General features: G+C 38.9%; 18 protein-coding genes. 17 read left to right on the top strand and 1 reads right to left on the bottom strand.

The annotated features are described in order from the left end of the window. Positions 1–27 precede the first annotated feature (27 nt). The gene (locus tag BM390_RS05970) at positions 28–1,185 is read left to right on the top strand and encodes a PDZ domain-containing protein (RefSeq protein WP_089853341.1); all 1,158 of its coding nucleotides are present in this window, start codon (positions 28–30) and stop codon (positions 1,183–1,185) included. A gap of 153 nt (positions 1,186–1,338) precedes the next feature. On the opposite strand, the gene BM390_RS05965 is transcribed toward BM390_RS05970, so the two are convergent. After that, positions 1,339–4,497, bottom strand: a complete 3,159-nt coding sequence (locus BM390_RS05965; RefSeq protein WP_089853339.1) for a DEAD/DEAH box helicase — start codon at positions 4,495–4,497, stop codon at positions 1,339–1,341. Between the two features lie 296 nt (positions 4,498–4,793). On the opposite strand from BM390_RS05965, the gene BM390_RS05960 reads away from it, so the two are divergent. From BM390_RS05960 to BM390_RS05885, 16 genes are all read left to right on the top strand, one after another. Continuing rightward, positions 4,794–6,377 carry a peptide chain release factor 3 gene (locus tag BM390_RS05960; protein WP_062322379.1) on the top strand — a complete coding sequence of 528 codons (1,584 nt, stop codon included), beginning with the start codon at positions 4,794–4,796 and terminating at the stop codon, positions 6,375–6,377. 207 nt (positions 6,378–6,584) lie between these two features. Further along, a complete protein-coding gene (gene uvrB / locus BM390_RS05955) occupies positions 6,585–8,561 on the top strand; it encodes an excinuclease ABC subunit UvrB (RefSeq protein WP_062322377.1) in 1,977 nt (658 codons plus the stop codon). Beyond that, positions 8,558–11,404: an excinuclease ABC subunit UvrA gene (uvrA, locus tag BM390_RS05950; RefSeq protein WP_089853336.1), complete on the top strand. Its 2,847-nt coding sequence runs from the start codon at positions 8,558–8,560 to the stop codon at positions 11,402–11,404. The genes uvrB and uvrA overlap by 4 nt, the downstream gene beginning before the upstream one ends. Positions 11,405–11,488: 84 nt before the next feature. Continuing rightward, positions 11,489–11,686: a PspC domain-containing protein gene (locus BM390_RS05945; RefSeq protein ID WP_062322374.1), complete on the top strand. Its 198-nt coding sequence runs from the start codon at positions 11,489–11,491 to the stop codon at positions 11,684–11,686. Next, the gene (locus BM390_RS05940) at positions 11,686–12,027 is read left to right on the top strand and encodes a phage holin family protein (RefSeq protein WP_062322373.1); all 342 of its coding nucleotides are present in this window, start codon (positions 11,686–11,688) and stop codon (positions 12,025–12,027) included. The genes BM390_RS05945 and BM390_RS05940 overlap by 1 nt, the downstream gene beginning before the upstream one ends. Positions 12,028–12,180: 153 nt before the next feature. Further along, on the top strand, positions 12,181–13,920 hold the full coding sequence (pabB, locus tag BM390_RS05935; protein WP_089853333.1) for an aminodeoxychorismate synthase component I: 1,740 nt from the start codon (positions 12,181–12,183) through the stop codon (positions 13,918–13,920). Between the two features lie 103 nt (positions 13,921–14,023). Further along, on the top strand, positions 14,024–14,974 hold the full coding sequence (hprK, locus tag BM390_RS05930; protein ID WP_062322367.1) for an HPr(Ser) kinase/phosphatase: 951 nt from the start codon (positions 14,024–14,026) through the stop codon (positions 14,972–14,974). A gap of 32 nt (positions 14,975–15,006) precedes the next feature. After that, complete coding sequence (gene lgt, locus BM390_RS05925; protein ID WP_089853331.1) at positions 15,007–15,837, top strand: prolipoprotein diacylglyceryl transferase; 831 nt, start codon at positions 15,007–15,009, stop codon at positions 15,835–15,837. An 81-nt stretch (positions 15,838–15,918) separates the two neighbouring features. Next, complete coding sequence (locus BM390_RS05920) at positions 15,919–16,848, top strand: nucleoside recognition domain-containing protein (RefSeq protein ID WP_062322364.1); 930 nt, start codon at positions 15,919–15,921, stop codon at positions 16,846–16,848. Positions 16,849–16,856: 8 nt separating this feature from the next. Next, positions 16,857–17,525, top strand: a complete 669-nt coding sequence (gene ppaX, locus BM390_RS05915) for a pyrophosphatase PpaX (protein ID WP_062322362.1) — start codon at positions 16,857–16,859, stop codon at positions 17,523–17,525. Next, entirely contained in the window at positions 17,498–17,992 is a 495-nt protein-coding gene (locus BM390_RS05910; protein ID WP_089853328.1) for an acyltransferase, read from the top strand. Before ppaX ends, BM390_RS05910 begins: the two co-directional genes overlap by 28 nt. Positions 17,993–18,005: 13 nt before the next feature. After that, positions 18,006–19,553, top strand: coding sequence for an FAD-dependent oxidoreductase (locus BM390_RS05905; RefSeq protein ID WP_177220640.1), 1,548 nt, complete (start codon positions 18,006–18,008; stop codon positions 19,551–19,553). A 78-nt stretch (positions 19,554–19,631) separates the two neighbouring features. Beyond that, positions 19,632–20,675 carry a tetratricopeptide repeat protein gene (locus tag BM390_RS05900; protein WP_062322358.1) on the top strand — a complete coding sequence of 348 codons (1,044 nt, stop codon included), beginning with the start codon at positions 19,632–19,634 and terminating at the stop codon, positions 20,673–20,675. Positions 20,676–20,754: 79 nt separating this feature from the next. Then, a complete protein-coding gene (trxB, locus tag BM390_RS05895) occupies positions 20,755–21,705 on the top strand; it encodes a thioredoxin-disulfide reductase (RefSeq protein ID WP_062322357.1) in 951 nt (316 codons plus the stop codon). A 717-nt stretch (positions 21,706–22,422) separates the two neighbouring features. Then, positions 22,423–23,529, top strand: a complete 1,107-nt coding sequence (gene atzD, locus BM390_RS05890) for a cyanuric acid amidohydrolase (protein ID WP_062322355.1) — start codon at positions 22,423–22,425, stop codon at positions 23,527–23,529. A gap of 214 nt (positions 23,530–23,743) precedes the next feature. After that, a complete protein-coding gene (locus tag BM390_RS05885; RefSeq protein ID WP_062322353.1) occupies positions 23,744–24,994 on the top strand; it encodes a hypothetical protein in 1,251 nt (416 codons plus the stop codon). Positions 24,995–24,997: the final 3 nt, after the last annotated feature.

Below are 24,997 nucleotides of genomic sequence, written 5' to 3'. Positions count from 1 at the left end.
TAACTGTAAAAGGAGTGAGTGAGCCACGTGGAAGTTATCATCATTGAAGTATTAAAGGGGATTGGCTGGTTTTTTATTAACCCATTATTTTATTGGTTTTTTATTCTAATATACATATCCTCAACTAAAAGAGTGGAAAAGGAACGGTTAACATTTGGTTATAAAGTATTTCCAACGCTAGATGAGTGGTACGGCTTAAAGCGCATTGGATTAATTTTGAGCGTCTTACTTTCCTTGCTTTTTATTGGCTTAGGTATCTTTTTACCGCCATTGATGATCGGTTTACTCATCATCTTTTCACTGCTCTTTTCGTTCACTGGCAAATTTAGCTGGCTTAATAGTGTTTATATCTTTGGCGCAAGTAGTTTAACTTTATTGTTTTATCCCTATTATGAAAGTTACTTACCTGATTTACTCAAAGTGACGTTAACCCTTGATCATTGGATTATTTTCACGATTTTAATGGGCATATTTATTCTAGCGGAAGCCTTTCTTTTAACGCGTACGCGTGATGATCAAACGTTCCCGGAGCGTTTTATTGGATCGCGTGGAAAGCAAGTGGGGCAACACCGGATTAAAAAACTGGCGCTGCTTCCCTTACTGTTTATTTGGCCAATTGGTGACCTTGATATCTTCTTCCAGTATTGGCCGGTCTTTGATTATCAAGGAGAAAGTTACGGTTTAATTTTCTTTCCATTACTATTAGGACTTGAGCATGTCATTCGTACGCAACGACCAAAGGTGTTTAGTCAGTGGTTACTTAAACGTTTAACGCTATTAGGCTTAATCGTTATCGGATTTAGTTTATTGGGATTTCTTTATGCGCCATTTATTCTTTTAAGTATCATTGTTGGCCTGATTGGCCGGGAAATTTTGCTTTTTATGACAAGGCAACATGAAGCCAATCATACGTCTTTATATAGTCCCTCTGCACAAGGATTAAAAGTACTAGGCGTCCATCCTTTCTCACCTGCGAGTGACATGGGCATTGAAATTGGAGAAGTCATTACTAAAGTGAATGGTCATCGAGTGTCTAACGGTGATGAGTTTTATGAAGCTCTTCAATCTAATTTAGCTTTTTGTAAGATAGAAATTTATAACCTTGATGGTGAGATTCGCTTTACACAACGTGCCTATTATGAAGGAGATCATCACCAACTCGGTTTAGTATTTGTCGAAGGTTGATAAGTTTGAACACAAACTGTTACTAACCCCTCCTATAATCTTTGAATTTGAGGGAGAGGTTCACGCATATACTGTCACACAAAAAACAGCCACTAGCGGCTGTTTTTTGTGTGAGCTGAAGGTTGGTGGATGATTATAGACATCAAAGAAAATTTATAACTCAGATTCAACAGATAACAGTGAGAGGATATCGTCTTTTGATAACGAGGAAAGTAATGTTTCCCCTGGTTCAATCACTTCATTGACTAATGCCCGCTTTTTTTGCTGGAGGTTAAAGATTTTTTCTTCAATCGTTCCCTCAGTGATTAAGCGGATCACTTCTACTTTCTTTGTTTGTCCAATCCGGTGTGCCCGTCCGGCTGCTTGCTGTTCAACGGCAGGATTCCACCATAAGTCAAATAAGATGACCGTATCCGCGCCGGTGAGGTTAAGTCCAGTCCCACCCGCTTTTAAAGAAATAAGAAACAGATCTTTTGCCCCGTCATTGAACTGATCGACTTTTTCTAACCGTTCCATTGACGGGGTTTGTCCATCAAGATAAAAGTGAGTTATTCCAAGGTCTTCAAGTTCATTAGCGATTATTTTCAACATACTTGGAAACTGTGAAAATAATAGGACGCGGCGATTTTCTTCTTTTAGCTGTGTTAATAATATTTTCAATAAATCAAGCTTCCCTGAGTCACCCGTATAATTTTCTAAAAATAGACTAGGATGACAACAAATTTGTCTTAATCGGGTTAAGCCAGATAAAATATCAAGTTTATTTTCATTAAAGGGCGTCTTATTTAATGTATCTTTTATTTTATTGACATAAGATAGGTACACTTGTTTTTGATCACGTGTTAAATCGGTGTATTTCTCGTATTCGAACTTTTCTGGTAAGTCAGTAAGGACATCGGTTTTTAAACGACGTAAAATAAATGGTCGGACCATCTGTTTGATTGCGGCTGTGTCTAGGGATAGAAAATATTTCTTTGTCCCTAAGAAACCAGGAGAGAGCGTTTGGAAAATAGACCATAACTCTTCTAACCGATTTTCAATGGGCGTTCCGCTAAGGGCGAATCTGTGCGTCGCCGTGATGGCTCTGGCAGCTTTTGCTGTTTGGGTTAAGTGGTTTTTAATCGCTTGTGCTTCGTCTAAAATAAAGTGAGTGAACGTCATCGTTTGATATAAATCACTATCCTGACGTAGTAATGGATAAGAAGTAATCCATACATCACTTGGTTGTTCAATTTGTTTCTTTCGTTCTTGTTGATTCCCACTGACCACTTGAACCGTTAAAGTTGGAGCAAAGCGTTCGAATTCTTTCTTCCAGTTATAGATGAGTGAAGAAGGGGCAACGATTAAACTTTTTGTTTCGTGTTTTTCTTCATAGTCACTCAATATATAGGTGATCGTTTGTAATGTTTTACCTAACCCCATTTCATCAGCTAAGATACCGCCTAAATGATACGCACTCAACGTTTTAAACCACTGGTAACCGACATGTTGATAGTCCCGCAGCTTGGCTTCGATATGAGGTAAAGGATACGTTGTGTTCTGAGCCACTTGTAAATCCATAATTAAAGTGTCAAAGGTTGCTTCATAAGCGGTCGTATCACGGAAATAATCATCAACGACAGTCGCGTGTACTGGACTTAAATGAAGGCCATCCTTTTTAACATCACTTTTTTTCAATTTTAACGAAGCAGCAAAAGCTTTAAATTGTTCGAACGCCTCACTCTCTAAATCAACAAGTGGTCCTTGTTTCGGACGAAAATAGCGTTTTTTTTCAATCAATGCTTTCATTAATTCATGAACGTCTTGCTCATTTATTCCATTGATATCAAAATCAATGGATAAGACGTTTAAACGGTCATCAAATCGAATCGAGGGGTCAAATTGAATCGCTTCATCATTGACCATGGCTTTTAGTTGATCTGATAAATAGACGTGATATTTTTCTTTTAACTCAGGCACAACGTCTAAAAGAAAGTCATAGATTTTATCCACATGAAAGAGTTGAAAACGCTGATTGATATATTGGAAGCCGAACTGTCGTAATTGTTCAATCACTATCTCTTCTCCCTTAATATCACGCACAATAATTTGATCAGTGTCTTTTAATGACTGATTAAAAGAAAAGCGGAAATCACCATATTGATAGTCGACAGTCACACCGAGTGATTCACCGATGAACTCTAAATAAATATGGACAAGAAGCGGTGCTTCATATAATTTTGATTTGACATTATCCGTCATAGTAACCGTGCCGATGGCTTCAAGCATTGGCAATACAAACGTTAAAAAGCTTTGGAAATCGCTTGGTGAAAGACTGAGTTGTTGTGATAAGTGTCTGGGCATTTCTTTCATAATTTTATCTACAATAGTCTTTTGTTGGTCGGATAACGTGTAAATACTGGATTGCTTGATAAAGACTTGATAATAAGGTGAATAGCGATAACTTAAAAAATCATCAAAGGAAATCACCTGGCTCTCTGTCTCAGTATCAATGGTGAACTCAATGCGATGGTCTAGCGGTAAGAGTGATAATTCGCTGTACTCTTTTTGTGTATCTGATTTAAAGGTTAATGGTTGTGTCATTAATAACGTGAATAATTCTTCAAATAAATAAGGCGGAACAATCATCAAACGCTGTTGTTGTTCAGCGTATAAGTCTTTATAGGCGCGCTCGTTCGTAAGGGCATATTTTAGTAAATGTAAAATTCTTTGGTCTGTTTCTTGAAATTGATGTTGTTTTGGTGAATATGAAAATTTATCGGTAATTTGATAGGATTGTTTGTAATATACCGCTTCGATAAAATCGCGCAAATCCTTCACAATAAATGGTTTGGCATCACCGACATACAACCCAATGACAAACCGCTTATCATCAGTAAAAGATGGACTCACTTCATTTAAGAGATAGTGAACGCGTAACGTGTGTTTTTCTTTAGGAATAACCGGTTCTTTAAAAGCATCCAATAACCGTAAGGAGAAAGGATCACTTTTTTTAGCCTCGGGTACGTTTGCTTCTAAATGCGGTTGTTGATGCTTACTGATGGCCAGTAACACCGCAGCAATGTGCTTACACGTCCCGTGCGTATGAAACGCAGGACACGTACAACGCGTTTCTAAATCATCGTCATCATAGACGAAGATATTGACATGGAAGGTTTCGCTGCCTCTGACATCAGCTTTCCACATGTTAATCGCTTGATTGTAACTTAAATGATTCACACGTCCTTTTTTATAGTAATCCAGACCACGACGGTAGAACCGTTGGCCTGTTAATGTCATAATTTCTTTTGGTTCAAAAATCATCCGTGGCATAGAAAAACCCCTTTTAAAAAATGCTATCTTATTATTATAACAAAGATTAAGCGTAAAGAGCAGAACTTACGACAATAGTCATTGACTTTTTTTCGTGTTTTGTGCTACTTTCATTAACAGAGTGACAAGAAATCGAACGTGTGAGGGGTAAAAACATGTAAAGGCAATAGACTTAATGAAGAGTAATGACGGTAAAGATGAAATGATGATAAAATTTTTCTCAGCTATAAATTTTCTTAGGTGTGTATATTACCCCCTTTAAAAACGAATAGACTGTTAAGAGAGAAGGAAATGAAATGAGTATTAAAGAAGAAAAAGATATGCGTAAAACGTTTGCGATTATTTCCCACCCAGATGCGGGTAAAACGACCATGACTGAAAAACTACTCATGTTTGGTAATTTAATTAGAGAAGCTGGGACCGTAAAAGGAAAAAAATCAGGAAAATTTGCGACAAGTGACTGGATGGAAATCGAAAAGCAACGTGGGATTTCAGTCACCTCTAGTGTAATGAATTTTCCTTATAAAGACTATAAAGTTAATATCCTTGATACCCCAGGGCACGAAGACTTCAGTGAAGATACGTACCGGACATTAACGGCGGTGGATAGCGTAGTCATGATTATTGATGCGACAAAAGGAATCGAAGCACAAACGATTAAATTATTTAAAGTTTGTAAAATGCGCGGAATTCCTATTTTTACATTTATCAATAAATTAGACCGTGAAGGACGTGAACCCTTTGATTTATTAGACCAAATTGAGGAAGTATTAGAAATCGAAACCTATCCGATGAACTGGCCGGTCGGTATGGGGAAACGATTCCTCGGTATTTTAGACCGTTATAACGATCAATTTGTTAAGTTTAACGGGAATGAACGTGAAAGTTTCATTCCGTTTGATGCATTACACAGTGGTGATTACAAAGACATCACCGAAGATCCAACATTTAAAGAAACAGAGGAAGAAATGTTGCTGTTAGATGAAGCGGGGGATCAGTTTAATTTAGATAAAGTATTAAAAGGTGACCAAACGCCGGTCTTCTTTGGTAGTGCGTTAGCTCCATTTGGTGTTGAGACGTTTTTTGATACCTTTATTGATTTAGCTCCAACACCGCAAGCCCGTAAAACGACAGAAGGTTTAATTGAACCAGAACAAGAACAGTTCTCAGGCTTTATCTTTAAAATTCAAGCCAATATGAATCCCGCTCACCGTGACCGAGTAGCATTCTTACGTGTTTGTTCAGGGAAGTTTGAGCGCGGTATGTCAGTCACCTTACCACGAACGGGGAAATCATTCAAATTAAATCAGACTCAACAATTCGTCGCCTCAAGTCGAGATACCGTTGACGAAGCTTATCCAGGTGATATCATTGGCATTTATGATCCAGGCGTTTACCGGATTGGGGACACACTTCTTGAAGGAAAACAAACATTTGAATATGATGAATTACCACAATTCCCACCAGAATTATTTAAGCGTGTAACCGCGAAGAACGTCATGAAATCAAAGCAGTTTAAAAAAGGTTTAGAACAGCTCGTTCAAGAAGGGGCTATCCAGCTCTTTAAGACCTATCCGATGGAAAATTATATTATTGGAGCTGTAGGTGAGTTGCAGTATCAAGTATTTGAACATCGAATGAAATATGAGTACAATGTCGATGTCATGTTCGAATCAATTGGCGAACGTATTCCGCGCTGGTTAACAGATAACCAAGTCGATACGTCACTGTTTGATGACCGGAATTTACTCGTAAAAGACCGGGAAGGAGCATTTTTAGTCTTATTTAAAAATGACTTTGCCTTGCGCTGGTTTACCGATAAACACAAAGACATTGAATTAATCGATTTATTTGAAGTCAATCAATACAATCAAGGGTAAGTTAAAGGCTTAGGAGCAACACTCCTAAGCCTTTTGGTTTGGTTTCTGGTCTAAATCATGCTTCAATAAGAAAAGCACCACAAACCATGACAGAGTTGATGATATTAAAGAATGTTTGTTCGCTTTTCGACTAATATTTGTGTATAATAGGTTTACACAAAGCGTCGGAAGGTAAACTATATAAGTGAAAAGAACGGAGGAAAGAAGATGTCTCAATCTTTTGAGCTTATCTCACAATATCAGCCCGCAGGTGATCAACCGAAGGCGATTGATGCACTTGTTAAAGGCGTCAATGAAAATAAACGCATGCAAACGTTACTCGGGGCAACAGGGACTGGTAAGACTTTTACGGTCTCGAATGTTGTCACAGAAGTAAAAAAACCAACACTCGTTATTGCGCATAATAAAACACTTGCGGGTCAACTATATAGTGAATTCAAAGAATTTTTCCCGAATAATGCAGTAGAGTATTTTGTCAGCTACTATGATTACTATCAACCAGAGGCGTACGTCCCATCAACAGATACTTTTATCGAAAAAGATGCATCGATTAATGATGAAATAGATAAATTACGCCACTCAGCAACGTCATCCTTATTTGAACGAGAGGATGTGTTAATCGTTGCGAGTGTGTCATGTATTTATGGCTTAGGTTCACCAGAAGAATATCGCTCGCAAGTCCTGAGTCTGCGTGTCGGTATGGATAAAGACCGTGACCAATTATTGCGAGAACTGGTGGATATCCAATATGCGCGTAATGATATTGATTTCCAGCGCGGCACGTTTAGAGTGAGAGGCGACTCGGTAGAGATTATTCCAGCGTCTAGAGAAGAACATTGTGTCAGAATTGAATTTTTCGGTGACGACATTGACCGGATTAGGGAAGTCGATGCTTTAACAGGTGAGATTTTAGGCGATCGTGAACATATCGCTATTTTCCCGGCTTCTCACTTTGTGACTGGTGAAGATAAATTGAAAATTGCGATGAAAAATATCGAAGCCGAAATGAAAGAACAAGTAAAGTACTTTAAAGAACACGATAAACTAATCGAAGCTCAACGCATTGAACAGAGAACCCGCTATGATTTAGAGATGATGGCGGAGATGGGCTTTTGTTCTGGGATTGAAAATTATTCACGCCACTTAACGTTGCGTGAAGCCGGATCAACGCCGTATACGCTCATCGATTACTTCCCAGATGACTTTTTGATTGTCATCGATGAGTCACATGTCACCTTGCCTCAGATCCGGGGAATGTTTAATGGTGATAAAGCGCGTAAACAAGTCCTTGTTGATCATGGTTTTAGACTGCCGTCAGCTCTTGATAACCGTCCTTTGACATTTACAGAGTTTGAAGAAAAGGCAAATCAACTCATTTTCGTCTCGGCAACACCTGGTCCATATGAATTAGAACATACACCAGAAATGGTGGAACAAATTATTAGACCTACAGGTCTGCTTGATCCATCCGTCGATATCAGACCGATTGAAGGTCAGATTGATGACTTGATCCATGAGATTAATCTCCGTGCGAAACAAAATGAACGGGTATTGATTACAACGTTAACGAAAAAAATGTCTGAGGATTTAACGGATTATTTGAAAGAGATTGGGATGAAGGTCGCTTACTTACACTCGGAAATTAAAACGCTAGAGCGGATTGAAATTATTCGTGATTTGCGGGTCGGTAAATATGACGTCTTAATTGGCATCAACTTATTACGGGAAGGAATCGATATCCCTGAAGTGTCGCTTGTCGCAATTTTAGATGCTGACAAAGAAGGTTTCTTACGTTCAGATCGGGCCCTTATCCAAACAATGGGCCGAGCGGCGCGTAATGAACATGGTCAAGTAATTATGTATGCCGATCGTGTGACAGACTCCATGCGCCGAGCCATTGATGAAACGGAACGTCGTCGTGAAAAACAGATGGCTTACAATGAAACACATGGTATTGTACCGAAAACTATTAATAAAGAAGTACGTGATGTCATCCGCGCAACGGTTGAAGCGATGGATGAAGAGACGTTACCGAAAACAAATATTGATGAGATGACAAAGAAAGAACGGGCCATCTTTATCGAACAAATGGAAGTAGAAATGAAGCAAGCAGCCAAAGACTTAAACTTTGAAAAAGCCGCAGAATTGCGTGATTTAGTCTTTGAACTGAAAGCGGAAGGATGAGTGTATTGGTGAAAAAACACATATCAATTAAGGGTGCCCGCGTGCACAACTTGAAAAATATCGATATTGATATTCCAAAAGATAAACTCGTCGTCTTAACGGGTTTATCAGGTTCAGGGAAGTCTTCACTTGCCTTTGATACGATTTATGCCGAAGGGCAACGCCGTTATGTTGAATCGCTATCAGCTTATGCGAGACAGTTTTTAGGTCAGATGGACAAACCGGATGTCGATACGATTGAAGGTCTGTCTCCAGCCATTTCAATTGATCAGAAAACGACGAGTAACAACCCGCGTTCCACGGTCGCAACCGTGACAGAAATTTATGATTACATGCGGTTATTATGGGCAAGGATTGGTCACCCGACGTGTCCGATTCATGGCGTTGAGATTGCGTCACAATCTGTTGAAGAGATTGTTGACCAAATCTTAGCACTAGAAGAACGCTCGAAATTACAACTCTTAGCACCGGTAATTTCAGGTCGTAAAGGTGAACATGTAAAAGTATTAGAAAACTTACAAAAAGAAGGATACGTTCGTCTTCGCATTGACGGCGAGATGGTAGAGATTACTGATGATATTCAATTAGAAAAGACAAAAAAGCATACCATTGAAGTTGTTGTTGACCGTATTGTCGTAAAAGAGGGGATTAAGAGCCGCTTAAGTGATTCAGTTGAAGCAGCACTTAAGCTCGGTGATGGGCAATTAATTGTTGATGTCATTGGACAGGAAGAATTACAGTTTAGTGAGCGTCATGCGTGTCCGATGTGTGGTTTTTCCATTTCAGAACTTGAACCACGACTGTTCTCATTCAACGCTCCTTACGGTGCTTGTCCAACGTGTGATGGCTTAGGACATAAAAAAGAAGTCGATGTTGATTTAGTGATTCCAGATAAGACCCTCACGTTAAATGAAGGGGCCATTCTGGCTTGGCAACCGACGAGTTCGCAGTATTACCCGCAATTACTGAAAAGCGTCTGCGATCACTATGATATTGATATGGATATACCGGTGAAAGATTTACCGAAAAAGCATATGAATAAGATTTTACATGGCAGTGGCAAAACGAAAATTCGCTTCAAATACGAGAATGATTATGGCATGAGCCGTGATACGAAAATTGAATTTGAAGGTGTATTAAATAACATTGAACGACGCTTTAAAGAAACGTCTTCTGACTATATTCGTGAGCAAATGGAAAAATATATGGCAGAGTCTGACTGTCCGACGTGTGACGGGTATCGGTTAAATGAAGAAGCACGAGCGGTGTTAATTAACCACCGTCATATTGGTGAAATTTCTAACTTGCCTGTCACTGAAGCTCGTGATTTCTTTGAGACGTTAACGTTAACCGAACAAGAAAAGCAAATCGCTAAGCTGATTCTAAAAGAGTTGGATGAACGTTTAACTTTTCTCATCAATGTTGGACTTGATTATTTAACGCTCTCTAGAAAAGCAGGGACACTCTCAGGCGGTGAAGCACAGCGTATTCGTCTTGCGACACAAATTGGGTCGGCACTGACTGGTGTCTTATATGTGCTTGATGAACCATCGATTGGTTTACACCAACGGGATAATGATCGATTAATTGGGACATTAAAAAACATGCGAGATTTAGGGAATACCCTTATTGTCGTTGAGCATGATGAAGATACGATGCTCGCAGCCGATCACCTGATTGATATAGGACCAGGTGCGGGTGAACACGGGGGAGAAATTGTTGCCCAAGGAACACCCAAGCAAGTGATGGCTAATAAGAAATCATTAACCGGGCAGTATCTATCGGGTAAAAAACAAATCCATGTCCCAAATGAGAGACGCAAGCCAGATGAACGTTGGTTACGCGTTAAAGGGGCGTCTGAAAATAACTTAAAACATGTGGATGTCGATATTCCCATTGGGGTCATGACGGGTGTGACCGGGGTATCTGGTTCCGGTAAAAGTTCGTTAATCAATCAGATTGTGCATAAAAAACTGGCTCAATTGTTAAACCGATCGAAACAACGTCCGGGAAAACATGATAAGTTAGAAGGGCACGAACATTTAGAAAAAGTGATTGATATCGATCAATCACCGATTGGCCGAACACCACGTTCAAATCCGGCGACTTACACGGGTGTCTTTGATGATATTCGTGATGTATTCGCTCAAACGAACGAAGCCAAAGTAAGGGGTTATAAAAAAGGCCGTTTTAGCTTTAACGTCAAAGGTGGACGTTGCGAAGCTTGTCGTGGCGACGGGATTATTAAAATTGAAATGCACTTCTTACCAGATGTTTATGTTCCTTGTGAAGTCTGTGATGGTAGAAGGTATAACCGGGAAACATTAGAAGTAAAATATAAAGGGAAAAATATTGCGGATGTGTTAGAGATGACAATTGAAGAAGCACTTGATTTCTTTAAAAACATTCCGAAAATTAAACGTAAGCTCCAAACAATTTATGACGTTGGACTTGGTTATGTGAGACTAGGTCAGCCAGCAACGACCCTGTCAGGTGGGGAAGCACAACGGGTGAAACTAGCTAGTGAGTTACACAAACGTTCTAACGGTAAAACACTCTATATTTTAGATGAACCGACGACAGGATTACATGTCGATGATATTTCCCGGTTATTAGAAGTATTAAATCGTTTGGTTGAAAATGGCGATACGGTTTTAATTATTGAACACAACTTAGATGTCATTAAAACATGTGATTATTTAATTGATTTAGGCCCTGAAGGGGGCGACCGCGGGGGGACAATCGTGGCAACGGGCACCCCAGAAGTCATCTGTGAACACGAGGAGTCGTACACAGGGAAATATCTAGCTCCGCTATTGGCTAAAGCAAAAAACAATAGTTAAACGATAGGTTTAAAACGGCTTAAAAAAAGGAATAAATAAACGACTCATTATTAATATGAATTGTTTTGAATGGAGGAATGACAGATGAGTAAAAAATTATATCGATCTAACCGAGACGTGATGTTGGCGGGTGTATTAGGTGGTTTAGCTGAGTACTTTAACGTCGATTCTACTTGGGTGAGACTAGCTTTTGTCGTGATTCTATTATTCACCGCAGGTATGCCTATCTTTTTATATATCGCCGCAGCGATTATTATCCCAAAAAGTGACGTGTATAACTGATGCGTTGGATACTTTCATTAATACTACAAGCACTGGCGATTATTACCGCTGGATATTTATTTGATGGGTTTTATATTGAATCATTTTGGGTTGCGATTATTGCCGCCGTTATTTTAACACTGCTCAATGCGATTGTTAAACCGATTTTAGTGATTCTAACGTTACCAATTACCATTCTTACCCTTGGGTTGTTTATGTTTATTATTAATGCCATCACATTAATGCTTGCACAAGCGATTATTGGAAGTGGTTTTGTGATTGAAAGCTTTGGTTTGGCTATACTTGCTTCAATTGTGATTTCATTTATTAATATGGTCTTACAAAAAGGTTTAAATGATTAATACTTGTAAACTTTTAAGTCAGATGCCTTTGGTGTCTGGCTTATTTTTCTCTTAGTTGTTTTTAAGTATCTTTAATCGCATGTCGGATAAAGTTTTGATATGATAAGACGTATGTTAGATAAGTTTAGATTTAGATAGGAAGCAGGGAACCGTATGTCTCTTTATTTTCAATTTGATTTTAATCAACCAGATCATCATGAACAACCGCTTGTTTTTGCTAACCCCAAACAGATGTGGCAAACGTCCGCCATTGACGAGGTCATACCGTTATTAAAAGAAGTAGAACAAGCACACCACAACGGCTTGTATGTGGCAGGGTATCTTGCCTATGAAGCAGCACCTGCCTTTGATGATCATTTTGATGTAAAAAAAAACGATCAACCACTACTATTATTTGCAAGTTTTGACGCCCCGTCTGTTAAAAGACAAGACAAAGCGTTACCTTACTATGTTCATCCATGGCACATCGATGAGGACGAAATAAACTATCAAGAAAAAATACATCAAATAAAAGAAGCGATTAGACAAGGCGATACATATCAAGTTAATTATACCGTTCGATTATTTAGCCGATTTTTTGGTGATCCTTATGGCTATTATTTAACATTAAAGGATAAGCAACAGGCGAATTATAGTGCCTATCTAAAACACAACCATCAGCATATTCTCTCGCTCTCACCTGAATTGTTTTTTCATGTCAATGAGTCGCGTATTACAACAAAGCCGATGAAAGGTACGAGTAAACGGGGCGATACACTAGAAGAAGATAGGCAAAACAAACAACATTTAACGTCATCTGAGAAAGAACGCGCAGAAAATATGATGATTGTTGACCTATTAAGGAATGACTTAGGTAGACTTGCCACGAAAGGTTCTGTGAATGTCTCTCAGTTATTATCGGTTGAAACGTATCCGACCGTGCATCAAATGACGTCAACCATTGAAGCAACATTAGATGAAACGAGTGGGCTGATTGACTGGTTTCGTGCCTTGTTTCCTTGTGGATCGATTACGGGGGCCCCTAAAATTAAGACGATGTCTTATATTAATGCACTTGAAGAATCTCCTCGCGGTGTTTATTGCGGCACCATTGGTTATCTTACACCTAATAAAGAAGCGATTTTTAATGTACCGATTCGAACCGTTACGATTAATGAGCTCACTCATGAAGCAACGTATGGCGTTGGGGGTGGGATTACGTGGGATTCTATTGACACCGCTGAATACGATGAAGTTCACACGAAGGCGAAAGTATTGGATATTGACACGCACGATTTTTCCCTCTTAGAGTCCTTTTGTTTAAAGGACGGTGTCCTGCAGCGGTTTAGTCAACATATGAATCGCTTAACACGAGCGTCAGAGGTGTTCGGTTATCCGCTTGATTTACAACAAATCAAACAGGCGAAACATCAACTTCAAATCAACTATCCAACGGGACAATATAAGGTAAGATGGCTCGTTGATAAGACCGGTCATTTATCCGTTGATGTGCTTAAAATAAAAGAATTGACAACACCGGTCATCTGTTATTTAGCGAAACAACCCATCGCTAAAAATCATCTATTCAGTCGTTATAAAACAACAAACCGTAAGCATTATCAAGCGTGTGAAGTAAGCGGGCCGACCAACTTTTCAACGTTATTATATAACGAAGACAACGAGTTAACCGAGTTTACGATTGGGAACGTGATTCTTCAAATAAATGGTGTCTTATACACCCCACCGGTGTCCTCAGGGTGTCTACCCGGGATTTATCGTGAAACGCTCCTTGATAAAGGGGAAGTGACTGAAAAAGTCTTAACTTTAAGAGATTTAAAAGAGTCGGAAAAAGTATATCTGACTAACAGTGTGAGAGGTATGGTGGAAGTATCGATGAAGTCAGCGCATAGTTAATGCTTGCCGGGCTATTTCGTGCTACAATAAAGAATGGCAACGCATAGAGCATACGTATGAGAAGTATTCGAAAGTGAACATTTAGAGAGAAGGTGGATTCACCATGGCTAAAGTACAAACAAAAGATTTATTAGACGAGTTTAAACTCGAACTAGTCGCTGGAAAAGACGGACTTGATCGTGAATTTATAATGAGTGATATTTCACGACCAGGTATTGAACTTACTGGTTATTTTAGATATTATCCGAAAGCGCGATTACAGATTCTAGGGAAAACGGAGTTATCTTATTTTAATGAATTAACATCTGAAGAAAGAAAAGACCGGTCATTAAAGCTCTGTTCGAAAGTCACCCCTTGTATTGTGATTACAAGAGGAATGGATATACCGAAAGAAATTATCGAAGCGTGTAATGAAAAAGGTGTCCCATTGTTACGCTCACCGTATAAAACGACGCGTGTCGTCAGTCGGTTAACAAACTTTTTAGAAGCCCGCTTTGCGCCGTTTACGGCCATTCATGGTGTCCTTGTTGATATTCACGGGGTTGGTGTTATGATTATGGGGCAGAGTGGTGTCGGTAAGAGTGAAACGGCACTAGAACTTGTGAAGCGCGGTCACCGCTTAGTCGCAGATGACTCTGTTGAAATTAGACAAGAAGACTATGATCGTTTAATCGGGACAAGTCCTAAACTCATTGAACATCTCCTGGAAATTAGAGGGTTAGGTATTATTAACGTGATGACGCTCTTCGGTGCAAGTGCGGTGCGTTCACATAAAGAAATTGATTATGTGATTAATTTAGAAAATTGGGATGAGAAGAAACAATATGACCGGATTGGAATGGAAGAAGAAACACTCAAAATTATTGATGTAGAAATTCCAAAAGCGACGATTCCTGTGCGTCCTGGTCGTAACGTCGCCGTTATTATAGAAGTAGCGGCGATGAATTTCCGCTTGAAACGATTAGGTTTAAACGCCGCGGAAGAATTCACAGCACGACTGGCTGAAACAATTGAATCGGAAAAACATAACTTAGAACAAAATAAAGAGTTTTAATTAGGTGTCATTAGCTGTTAGGAGGAACACATGTGTTTAGTTTAAATCAAGCGTTAAGCCCTATCTTTTTAGATATTGGGCCGATTACGATTTATTGGTATGCGATTATTATTGTCACCGGGGTTGTCCTCGGACTCGTCCTTGCGACGAAAGAAAGTGTTCGACTTGGTTTGAAAGATGAAACATTCACCGACTTAATTGTTTGGGCGTTGCCAATCGCGATTGTATCTGCCCGGTTGTATTATGTTATTTTTGAATGGGATCGCTACTCAGACCGTGAATGGTGGGCACCGTTTGCGGTTTGGGAAGGCGGGATCGCCATTCACGGAGCCCTCATTGGTTCAGTGATTTTTGCTTATTACTTCTGTAAAAAGCGTGGTATCCCGTTCTATAAACTTGCGGATATTGCCGCTCCGAGTATTATTATCGGTCAAGCCATTGGCCGTTGGGGAAACTTCATGAATCAAGAAGCACATGGTGGCCCAGTGTCTGATTGGGCTTACGATACATTTTTACAATACTTACCGTCGTTTATTGAAAATCAAATGACGATTGATGGTGTGCTGTACCACCCGACATTTTTATATGAGTCTGTTTGGAACTTAATCATTTTCGCGCTGCTTATATATCTGCGTCGCGTCAATCCGTTACGCGGGGATATTTTCTTAACGTATGTGATGGGTTACTCAGTCGGCCGCTTCTTTATTGAAGGCATGCGGACGGATAGTTTATATGTTGTTGGTAACTTAAGAACAGCGCAACTTATTTCGATTGTGTTAATTATTGTCAGTCTCGTACTGATGTACCTTAATCGGAAGAAGCATTGGGTCACCGTTCAATACAATGGCAAGAAGCGCAAATAACCTTTTAACCTGTTGATTTTTCAACAGGTTTCTTTTAAGGTAAAATGGTAAAAAAAGATTATAAGAGCTTTGGGGGAAACGATGAAGACAATTTTAACAAGAGGTTTAAATAAAGGGCTGCGTGTGACGTGGACATTAAGTAAGGTGATTTTTCCTATTACATTGATCATTACTTTACTACAATATACACCGGTCTTGCCCTTCTTTATTGACGTGATTGAGCCACTGATGAGTGGAATCGGCCTACCCGGTGAAGCAAGCGTGCCACTTGTGTTAGGATTTTCACTAAATTTATATGCCGGCATTGCGGCCATTATTTCTTTTGAATTTACTGTCAAACAAGTGTTCATTTTAGCTGTGATGTTGAGTTTTGCACACAACTTGTTTGTCGAATCGACCGTTGCGGTTAAGGTTGGCGTGCGTTGGTACATTGTGATTCTTATCCGGTTAAGTTTAGCGCTCATCTCAGCTCTCACGATTCACCATTTTGTGCCTTTTGAACAAACACTCGCACAGTATTCGTTTGAAGAGGTACAGGAAGAAACAGTGTCAGGTGTCGTTAATGTTATGATCCATGCATTCACGACCGCCTTTGATAGTGTATGGGGATTAGCGATGATTGTTGTACCACTTATGATCGCGATGCAGCTGTTCCGTGATTTAGGTTGGCTCGATGTTTTGACAGAATGGCTTTCTCCGTTTACACGGTTACTCGGGATTAAAAGTAACGCGGCGATGACGTTAGTTGCTGGACTCACGATTGGTCTCGCTTTTGGGGCAGGTGTCATGGTCGAGGCGATTAAAGATGATCACGTAGAGAAAAAAGACATGTATTTGAGTTTTATATTTCTTGTCAGTTGTCATGCGGTGGTGGAGGATACCTTGATATTTATTCCGCTTGGCATTCCCATACTCCCACTCTTTTTCATTCGCTTATTGACAGCGGTCACTCTAACTCGTATTGTAAGTATTATCTGGACACGATTTGAAACAAATAAACAAAACATTTAGCGGAGGGTATTATGATTAACACATTATTATTTGACTTAGACGGAACATTAATTGATACAAATGAATTAATTATCGCGTCATTTACACACACATTAAAAAAACATACAGGGAAAGACTATACGAAAGAAGAAATCTTACCGTTTATCGGGCCGCCATTAATTGAAAGCTTGACAAGTGTAGACGCGACACAAGCAGAGGCCATGATGGACACGTATCGTGAACATAACATTGCTGAACACGAAACTTATGTTAAAGCGTATCCTACGGTAGTAGATACAATCAAACGTCTACATGAGTTAGGCTATAAATTAGCGATTGTGACAACGAAAATGACAGATACAGCTAGGCTCGGTTTAGAAATGACAGGTCTTGCGCCTTATTTTGATGTCGTTATCGGTTTAAATGAAGTTGAACATGCTAAACCGCACCCAGAGCCTGTATTAAAAGCGCTAGACGCACTTGGTGAAACACCGATGCATGCACTAATGGTTGGTGATAATTCACATGATATTGAGGCAGGACAAAATGCCGGGACCAAAACAGCAGGTGTGGCATGGACAATAAAAGGAAAAGGCTTTTTAGAACGTTTTAAGCCTGACTATATGTTAGAAGAGTTGAAAGATCTGTTAACCATTCTTGAGGTGGAACTATGCGACAAACAGAACGGTTCAAAGTAGAAGGACCCAATAGTTTATGGCAACTCTATCAAACGGTCCCATTTTTTAAAGTGATGAAGAACTTTGTGGTCATTCAACTTGCAAGATACACGCCGATTTTGCCAGTGAAAAATTGGTTTTACCGGACGTTCCTAGGTATGCGTGTAGGGAAACAAACGTCTTTTGCCTTAATGGTGATGGTCGATCTTATGTTTCCTGAGCGTATTACAGTAGGAAATAATAGTATTATTGGATACAATACAACGGTTCTTACACATGAATATTTAATTAAAGAGTACCGATTAGGTCATGTCACCATTGGTGACGAGGTGATGATCGGTGCGAACTGTACAATCTTACCTGGTGTGACCATTGGCGACGGTGCCATTGTTGCCGCAGGAACCGTTGTTTCTAAAGATATACCAGCTTATGCCTTTGCGAAAGGTAATCCAGTTATGATTACTGAAACAAAAATAGATGGAGAGTAAAGAAGGGATTGCGGTGAAGTTAACGAATACAAATCGAGAAGAGACCATGCGACAGCTTCTTGAAACAACGTATGATGTGATTGTCATAGGTGGTGGTTTAACAGGTGCCAGCATCTTATTTGATTTACAGATGCGTGGATTAAAGACGTTATTAATAGAGAAAAATGATTACGCCTCAGGAGCATCAGAAAGTTTTGATTTACTCGTTTATGATAAAAATACGTTTCAAACGTTGTCTAAACAAAAAAAACAAGAATTACACCAGTTGAATCAAAACATTGGAAAGGCGTTTCAATTCATACCGGCCATTGAACTGGTGGCTAAGGACGTACCAGTGACATCAGAACTTAAAAAGCGGTTATGGCCACTATTAAATAAACGTGCGTTAGATAAACCGGTTGCGTCGGTTCAGTTATCAATGGCGCAAAAAAAGCAATTTGAAACTGTCGGGACAATCACACATACAACCCTCCCATTTGTCGATACAGCACGGTTAACGATTGATTTAATTAAAGCCAGTGTGGCCTTAAATGCAGACGCAATCAATTATCAGATGGTGACGGATATGTATCTATCAGACAACGCCTTACGTGGTGTGTTTGTAGAAGATCAAATCACAGGAGAAACGCATGTCATTTATGCTAAAAAAGTTGTCAACGCGACTGGTTTAGCTAGCTTAGATTTGCACGAACGCCTTCAAAATAAAGCCAGTCCTTCCTTTGCGTTAACACCTAGACGAAAATACCAATGGCTGGTACCTTCATCGGTGTTCACACTTGATTTTCCAGTCATCATTAAACAAGGCTTGTATCCTTATACTGTTTCACTGATTCCAAGGGAGCAGGGTGTGCTTGTGAGTACGGTTCGTCCGAACGGTGAGATGCTCTCAACTAAAGCTGTTTTTTTGGAAGTGAAACAAGAAATCGAGCGTGTGTTTCCTGAGGTTACGTTGGATACAAATCATATCTTCACGTTTAGAACAACGAAAGAAGTCGATACTAATGCCGAAAAAACACCGTTTAATTTTTATAAGTCAAGTCAGGACGTAATCACCGCGATTGGCAGTCCAGTCTCAAATTATCGACAGTATGCTGAAAAAGTTGGCGATGAGGTGACTAAACAATTTAAAGCAGAGTCGGCTATTTTGTACGAACGATCCGATACGAGAACACGCGTTGTATCAACAGATGTGGCAAAAGAGACGGTGTATAGTTTAAATGAAGATATTAGTATGATTCAACTGATGAATAAATATCAAGTGGAACAAAGCCAATTAGAACAGTTAAGTCGCGACGTCGATCGCTTAATGATTCATTATCCTATTCCTAGTCGATTGTTTATGGAGCTTCTCTATACTGTCGAATGTGAAGGGGTATATAAAGCATCGGACTTTCTTCAGCGGCGTTTACGTTTAGGTGTGTTTGATTATACGATACACGGCGCCATTACTTTTCAAATCCTCCGATTTCTTGAATATCGTCTGGCCTGGACAAAAGAGGAACGGTCTTACTATGAGCGGGAAGTTAAGCAATTTATGGTGGAACGTCACCAATTTGATTGATGATAAATAGTGTGAGAATCGCTGTGTCTATGCTATACTTACGGTGAAAGAACACAATCTGTTTAGAAGGGGTATTAAATGACTGTGGAAAATGAGATGTCAAACCCAACCTTACCTAAAAATATTATTCCATTCATTCATGATGGAGATTTTTTCTTTACAAAAGGCGTTGAAGCTTTTTATAAAAGGAAGTTTGATTTAGCCTTAAAATATTTAAAAAAAGCCAAAGATATTGACCCATTAGAAGCGCTTTATCCGTCACAAATGTCAATCATCTATACCGAAATCGGTGCGTATCATGCGGCAAATCAAATTCTGAGTGATGTCATTAAGACACATGGTGATGACTATGTCGATAGCTATTATTTAATTGCGAATAACTATGCCCATTTAGGTCTATTAAATGAGGCACAAAAATATGCCACGCTTTATATGGAAAAAGATCCTGATGGGGAATTTTATTCAGAAGCTGAGCAATTGATTACCATCTTAGATTTAACGTTAGAAGAAGAAATGGATTTCTTTGAAGACGAAGATGAAGACGATTTGTTGATGTATCAAGAAACCGCCTTTTATTATTTACAACAGAAAGATTATCTAAAAGCGACAGCTATCTTAGAAGAAGCTCTTGAGTTATTCCCAGAATATGATTTGTTTCATTTTCAATCACGTTTCGCCCGTTTTTTTAATGGTGAAAAGGAAACGGTTTTAACTGAAGAAGAGGCCGCTCTTATCGCTGAACCAAACCAACTTCAATCTCGTTTTAATTTAATGTTTTTCTATCACGATCTAGGTCAATTAGATAAAGTAAAAGACATGGTTGCTTGTTTTGAAGGGGTGTATCCGATGCAACAGGAACAAGCACTTAAAGTAGCCATTGGTTATACCTTAGCGGGGTATAATGATGAAGCAATCCATCGCTTTAGTCGCTTGCAACAACGGACGGTTAAACACCATGTCGACTACTATACCTACTATGCATTAGCGCTTTATCGAAGTGGTAACGTTGTTGAGGCTGAAGCTTTATTTGAAGAAGCAAAACAACGTCACAAACAGCTGCGAAGTAAGTCGGCGCCCTGGTTAGAAGAACGGATGAGCAGATCAGTGGACGAAAGAAAATAAATATACCATAATGGGTATATAAAGGTACACTCATAATCATTACGATTTAAATCTTAAAACAGAAAGGATTGACGTGAAAATGACTGAAGAACGTATTTATGATGTAATTATTATTGGTGCAGGACCAGCTGGTATGACAGCTGCTGTGTATGCTTCTCGCGCCGATTTAGATACTTTAATGATTGAACGCGGTATTCCAGGGGGACAAATGGCCAATACCGAAGATGTTGAAAACTATCCAGGTTATGAAAGTATTTTAGGTCCAGATCTATCAAACAAAATGTTTGAACATGCGAAAAAATTTGGGGCAGAATATGCTTATGGTGACATTACAAGCATTATTGATGGTCACCGTTATAAAAAAGTAAAAGCGGGCGACAAAGAGTATAAAACAAAAACAATCATTATCGCAACGGGTGCTAAATATAAAAAATTAGGTATTCCAGGTGAGGAAGAATTAGCAGGACGTGGTGTATCTTACTGTGCAGTATGTGACGGGGCATTCTTTAAAGATAAAGAACTCATCGTTATCGGTGGTGGTGACTCGGCTGTTGAAGAAGGGGTTTACCTCACGCGCTACGCTAAGAAAGTTACTATTGTTCACCGCCGTGATGAATTACGCGCACAAAAAATCTTACAAGAACGTGCCTTTAAAAATGAAAAAGTGGATTTCATTTGGGACACGATTGTGACGGATATCAATGGAAAAGATGGTAAAGTAGGTTCAGGGACATTGAAAAACGTTCATACTGATCAAGTAACGGAAAAAACAGCTGATGGTGTATTTATTTATATTGGTCTTGAGCCACTTAGTGGACCATTTGAATCACTTGGTATTACCAATGAAGAAGGGTATATTCCAACTAATGATCAAATGGAAACAGACATTCCGGGTATTTTTGCGGTCGGTGATATTCGTGAGAAAACACTTCGTCAAATCGTCACAGCGACAGGTGACGGTAGTATTGCAGGACAAAATGCTCAACACTATATTGAAGAATTAGAAGAGGAATTAGCAAAACAAATATAGTAAATGTCATCTGTACTTGAGCACGTTCATTCAGTGCGTTCTAACGAGATGACACTACTAATCAAGTCAAACACTTTATATACGTTAATCAACCGGATAGGTTGATACCATAATAGCCTTTGCTGCATTTAACATTGTAGCAAAGGCTATTTACATGTTAAGACAGCAAGGATAATTTATAGAATGAAGGTTTGATAAACTGATGACGCTCAACTAAGCACCGGCAGTGCTCGTTGAAAAATACTAGGTTCATAACGAGAGGATATATGCTGCGATCTGCTAAATCATTAAATAAGTGTCAGTCGCCATCTAATAGAGTATTCGTTAGCTGAGCTTTTTTATTTTTTTGCACGAAATAGCCCGATCAAGTAAAGATGATGACAGCCATTGACCTTGTCTACTCATGTAAAAAACGCTTCAAAGAGAGGCGCGCATTCTATTCGACTTTCCTCAGTAGAAAGATTCCGTCATTTTTCCTCATAAAAAATAAAAATAGTAAAAAACCTTGTTTTTGATTAGGCTAGATGGCTTGTATCATCAAAATAAAAACAGCTAAACTTGCTAAAAATATAAAATTCTTTTTAGCACTTTTACACAATGAATAGTGTTAGAGTGAGTGTTAAGTTTAGTATATCAAATTAAAAGGAAACGTCACGAAAAGAAAGCGTTACCATCCGTGATAATTTGAACTGTATCTATTTTAAGGAGGAAATTAATATGATTGATGTAAACGTTCACAAAATTGAAATGTCTGCACCGGATGATATGACCGAGCTAGATAAATTAATCACCAGTGGAGCAATAAACCCAGAAGACGTCATAGCGGTTTTGGCTAAAACAGAAGGTAATGGTTGCGTAAATGACTTCACAAGAGGTTTTTCTACTTTTGTCTTTAAAAACTATTTAGCAAAAAAAATGCATGTAGATGAGCAGACTGTTGCAAGTAAAGTGGCGTTTGTCATGTCAGGTGGTACTGAAGGTGTTATGACACCACATGCTATGATATTCACTCGAAAAGAGGTTGAGAACAAAGAAGAGTCTGAAGAAAAAGGGCTTGTGGCAAATGTAGGATTCACGCGTGATTTCTTACCAGAAGAGATTGGCACATTAACAATGGTTGAAGAAGTTGAACGGGTTGTTAAAAATTTAATAGAAGAATCTGGGATAGAGAACAACGAGGATGTTCACTTTGTTCAAATTAAATGTCCACTACTTACATCCGATCGAATCAGTGATGCGAAAAGAAGAGGAAAATCTGTTGTTGTTGATGATACATACAAATCAATGGGTTACTCAAGAGGCGCATCTGCATTAGGTGTAGCAACAGCTCTTGGTGAGGTAGATAAAGAACAAATAGATGAACAGTCAATTTTAAATGATTGGTCGCTATACTCATCAGTTGCCTCGACATCAGCCGGGGTCGAATTACTTAATTGTGAAGTTATTTTAATGGGTAATTCTAAAAAGTCGGTTAGTAAATTTGCTATTGGTCACAGTGTGATGAAGGATGCTATTGACCTTAATAGTGTATTAGAGGCGATTAAAAATAGTGGCCTTGATATAGACGGGCTACCAACAGAGCAACAAAAAAGTAAAATTGTTAACGTTCTAGCAAAGGCAGAAGCTTCTCCTGATGGTGAAGTAAGAGGTAGACGTAATACCATGTTAACGGACTCTGATATCAATCATACAAGACAGGCGAGAGCTGTTGTAAATGGTGTCATTGCTTCTATAGTAGGAGATCCGATGGTTTATGTGTCTGGTGGGGCAGAGCACCAAGGACCTGCAGGTGGTGGCCCTATATCTGTCATTATTGAAAAGTAATATTTGTATCAGTAAGAATAATAAATAAGAGGGTATAAGACAATACCCTCTTACTTTATTTCCTGCAAGTTTTCGTGTGTGTTTAAAGCAATCATTCTTCTTTGTCATATCTAATAGTGGGTAGTTCTGAGGCAAACAATATTTCAAATTGGAGTTATAGTCAATCAATGATTAGGCAGTGATTTATCTAAAAAATGAAATAGAGGTGTTCAATTTGAGTTTACTAGTTAATTTAATCCCAGTTATTATTATTTTAGTCCTTCTATTTATGAGAAAACACATGTTAATTGCTGGTCTTGCCGGAGGAGTGGTCGCTTTATTAATTGGCGGCATAACAATTCCTGAAGCATCTGGTATTGTACTTAGTGGTATTTCTAATATGCTAGGAATTACTGTACCTATTCTTTATGCATCTGCAGCTGTCATGGTATCAAAAGCTGGCAGTATTCAATCGTTAATAGAATTAGCTAAAAGATCATTAAAAGGAAAATTCGGTATTTTAGCCGGTATTATTGTATTAATTCAAGGTTTAGCTACATATATGGCCGGTATGGGTGCTGGGAATACTATGGTAACAGCACCTTTAATGGCAGCGGCTGTAGGAGCAGTACCAGAAGTGATTGCAGCTATGGCAATAATATCTGCTATAGGTTTTACAACATCACCAGCATCAACTGAAACAGCTCTAACAGCTGAAAGTGCTGGGATAGAAGTCACAGCACACGCATCGATTATGCTTCCATATGTTATAGGGTTTTACTTGCTAGCGATAGGTCTTGCTATTTACGGGGTTTATAAACGTGGGAGATTAGTAGGTTCAACTGAAAAAGAAGACCAATATGCTGATGTTAAAAGTTTAACATTAATTAAATACGCTCTTCCATCAATTGCTCTATTGTTGATGGTTGTAGCTGGTTCAAGTTTAAATGGTGTTTTGGGTATAACATTATTTACACCAATCACTACTGTCATTTTTACAGCTATACTAACAGTGTTATTAACACCGTTAAATTCTGATTCAACGAGTGAAGCTTTAATTGATGGTTCTAGATTTATTTTAACGACGTTATTTTCTGTAGGTATTTTCTTAGGTTTTATTAATATTGTTGCTGAATTAGGTGTTTTCGAACAAATTGCTGATTTAGCTAGTCAAGTACCTCAATTTTTAGTCTTACCAGTTGCTATGATATTGGCATTTTTAATCGCCATACCATCCGGTGCATTCGCTGCAGGTGTACTTACTTTAACTTTACCGACACTAGCAGTTCTTGGTTTACCAGCTGAGGCAATGGGATTTGTAGCGATTGCAACCGGATTAGGAACACAAGTCAGTCCAGTACAAATTAACGTTGCTGCCTTAGCGGATGGTTTTAATAAAGATATAATGACAATAATAAAAGATCAAGCTAAGTTTATTATCGGCATGCTAATTGTTGTCATGATTGTGGCGGTCATATTTGTATAGTCT

The sequence above is a fragment of the Halolactibacillus miurensis genome (assembly GCF_900116255.1).
GTDB classification, from domain to species: Bacteria; Bacillota; Bacilli; order Bacillales; family Amphibacillaceae; genus Halolactibacillus; species Halolactibacillus miurensis.
The sequence above is the reverse complement of the archived record's forward strand: the minus strand, read 5'-3'. Positions and strand labels throughout refer to the sequence as shown.

Bases quoted from the DNA above. Each gene is read 5' to 3' on its own strand.
- BM390_RS05965 (WP_089853339.1), bottom strand. From the start codon at position 4,497: ATGCCACGGATGATTTTTGAACCAAAAGAAATTATGACATTAACAGGC.
- BM390_RS05960 (WP_062322379.1), top strand. From the start codon at position 4,794: ATGAGTATTAAAGAAGAAAAAGATATGCGTAAAACGTTTGCGATTATT.
- uvrB (WP_062322377.1), top strand. From the start codon at position 6,585: ATGTCTCAATCTTTTGAGCTTATCTCACAATATCAGCCCGCAGGTGAT.
- uvrA (WP_089853336.1), top strand. From the start codon at position 8,558: ATGAGTGTATTGGTGAAAAAACACATATCAATTAAGGGTGCCCGCGTG.
- BM390_RS05945 (WP_062322374.1), top strand. From the start codon at position 11,489: ATGAGTAAAAAATTATATCGATCTAACCGAGACGTGATGTTGGCGGGT.
- BM390_RS05940 (WP_062322373.1), top strand. From the start codon at position 11,686: ATGCGTTGGATACTTTCATTAATACTACAAGCACTGGCGATTATTACC.
- pabB (WP_089853333.1), top strand. From the start codon at position 12,181: ATGTCTCTTTATTTTCAATTTGATTTTAATCAACCAGATCATCATGAA.
- hprK (WP_062322367.1), top strand. From the start codon at position 14,024: ATGGCTAAAGTACAAACAAAAGATTTATTAGACGAGTTTAAACTCGAA.
- BM390_RS05920 (WP_062322364.1), top strand. From the start codon at position 15,919: ATGAAGACAATTTTAACAAGAGGTTTAAATAAAGGGCTGCGTGTGACG.
- BM390_RS05910 (WP_089853328.1), top strand. From the start codon at position 17,498: ATGCGACAAACAGAACGGTTCAAAGTAGAAGGACCCAATAGTTTATGG.
- BM390_RS05900 (WP_062322358.1), top strand. From the start codon at position 19,632: ATGACTGTGGAAAATGAGATGTCAAACCCAACCTTACCTAAAAATATT.
- trxB (WP_062322357.1), top strand. From the start codon at position 20,755: ATGACTGAAGAACGTATTTATGATGTAATTATTATTGGTGCAGGACCA.
- atzD (WP_062322355.1), top strand. From the start codon at position 22,423: ATGATTGATGTAAACGTTCACAAAATTGAAATGTCTGCACCGGATGAT.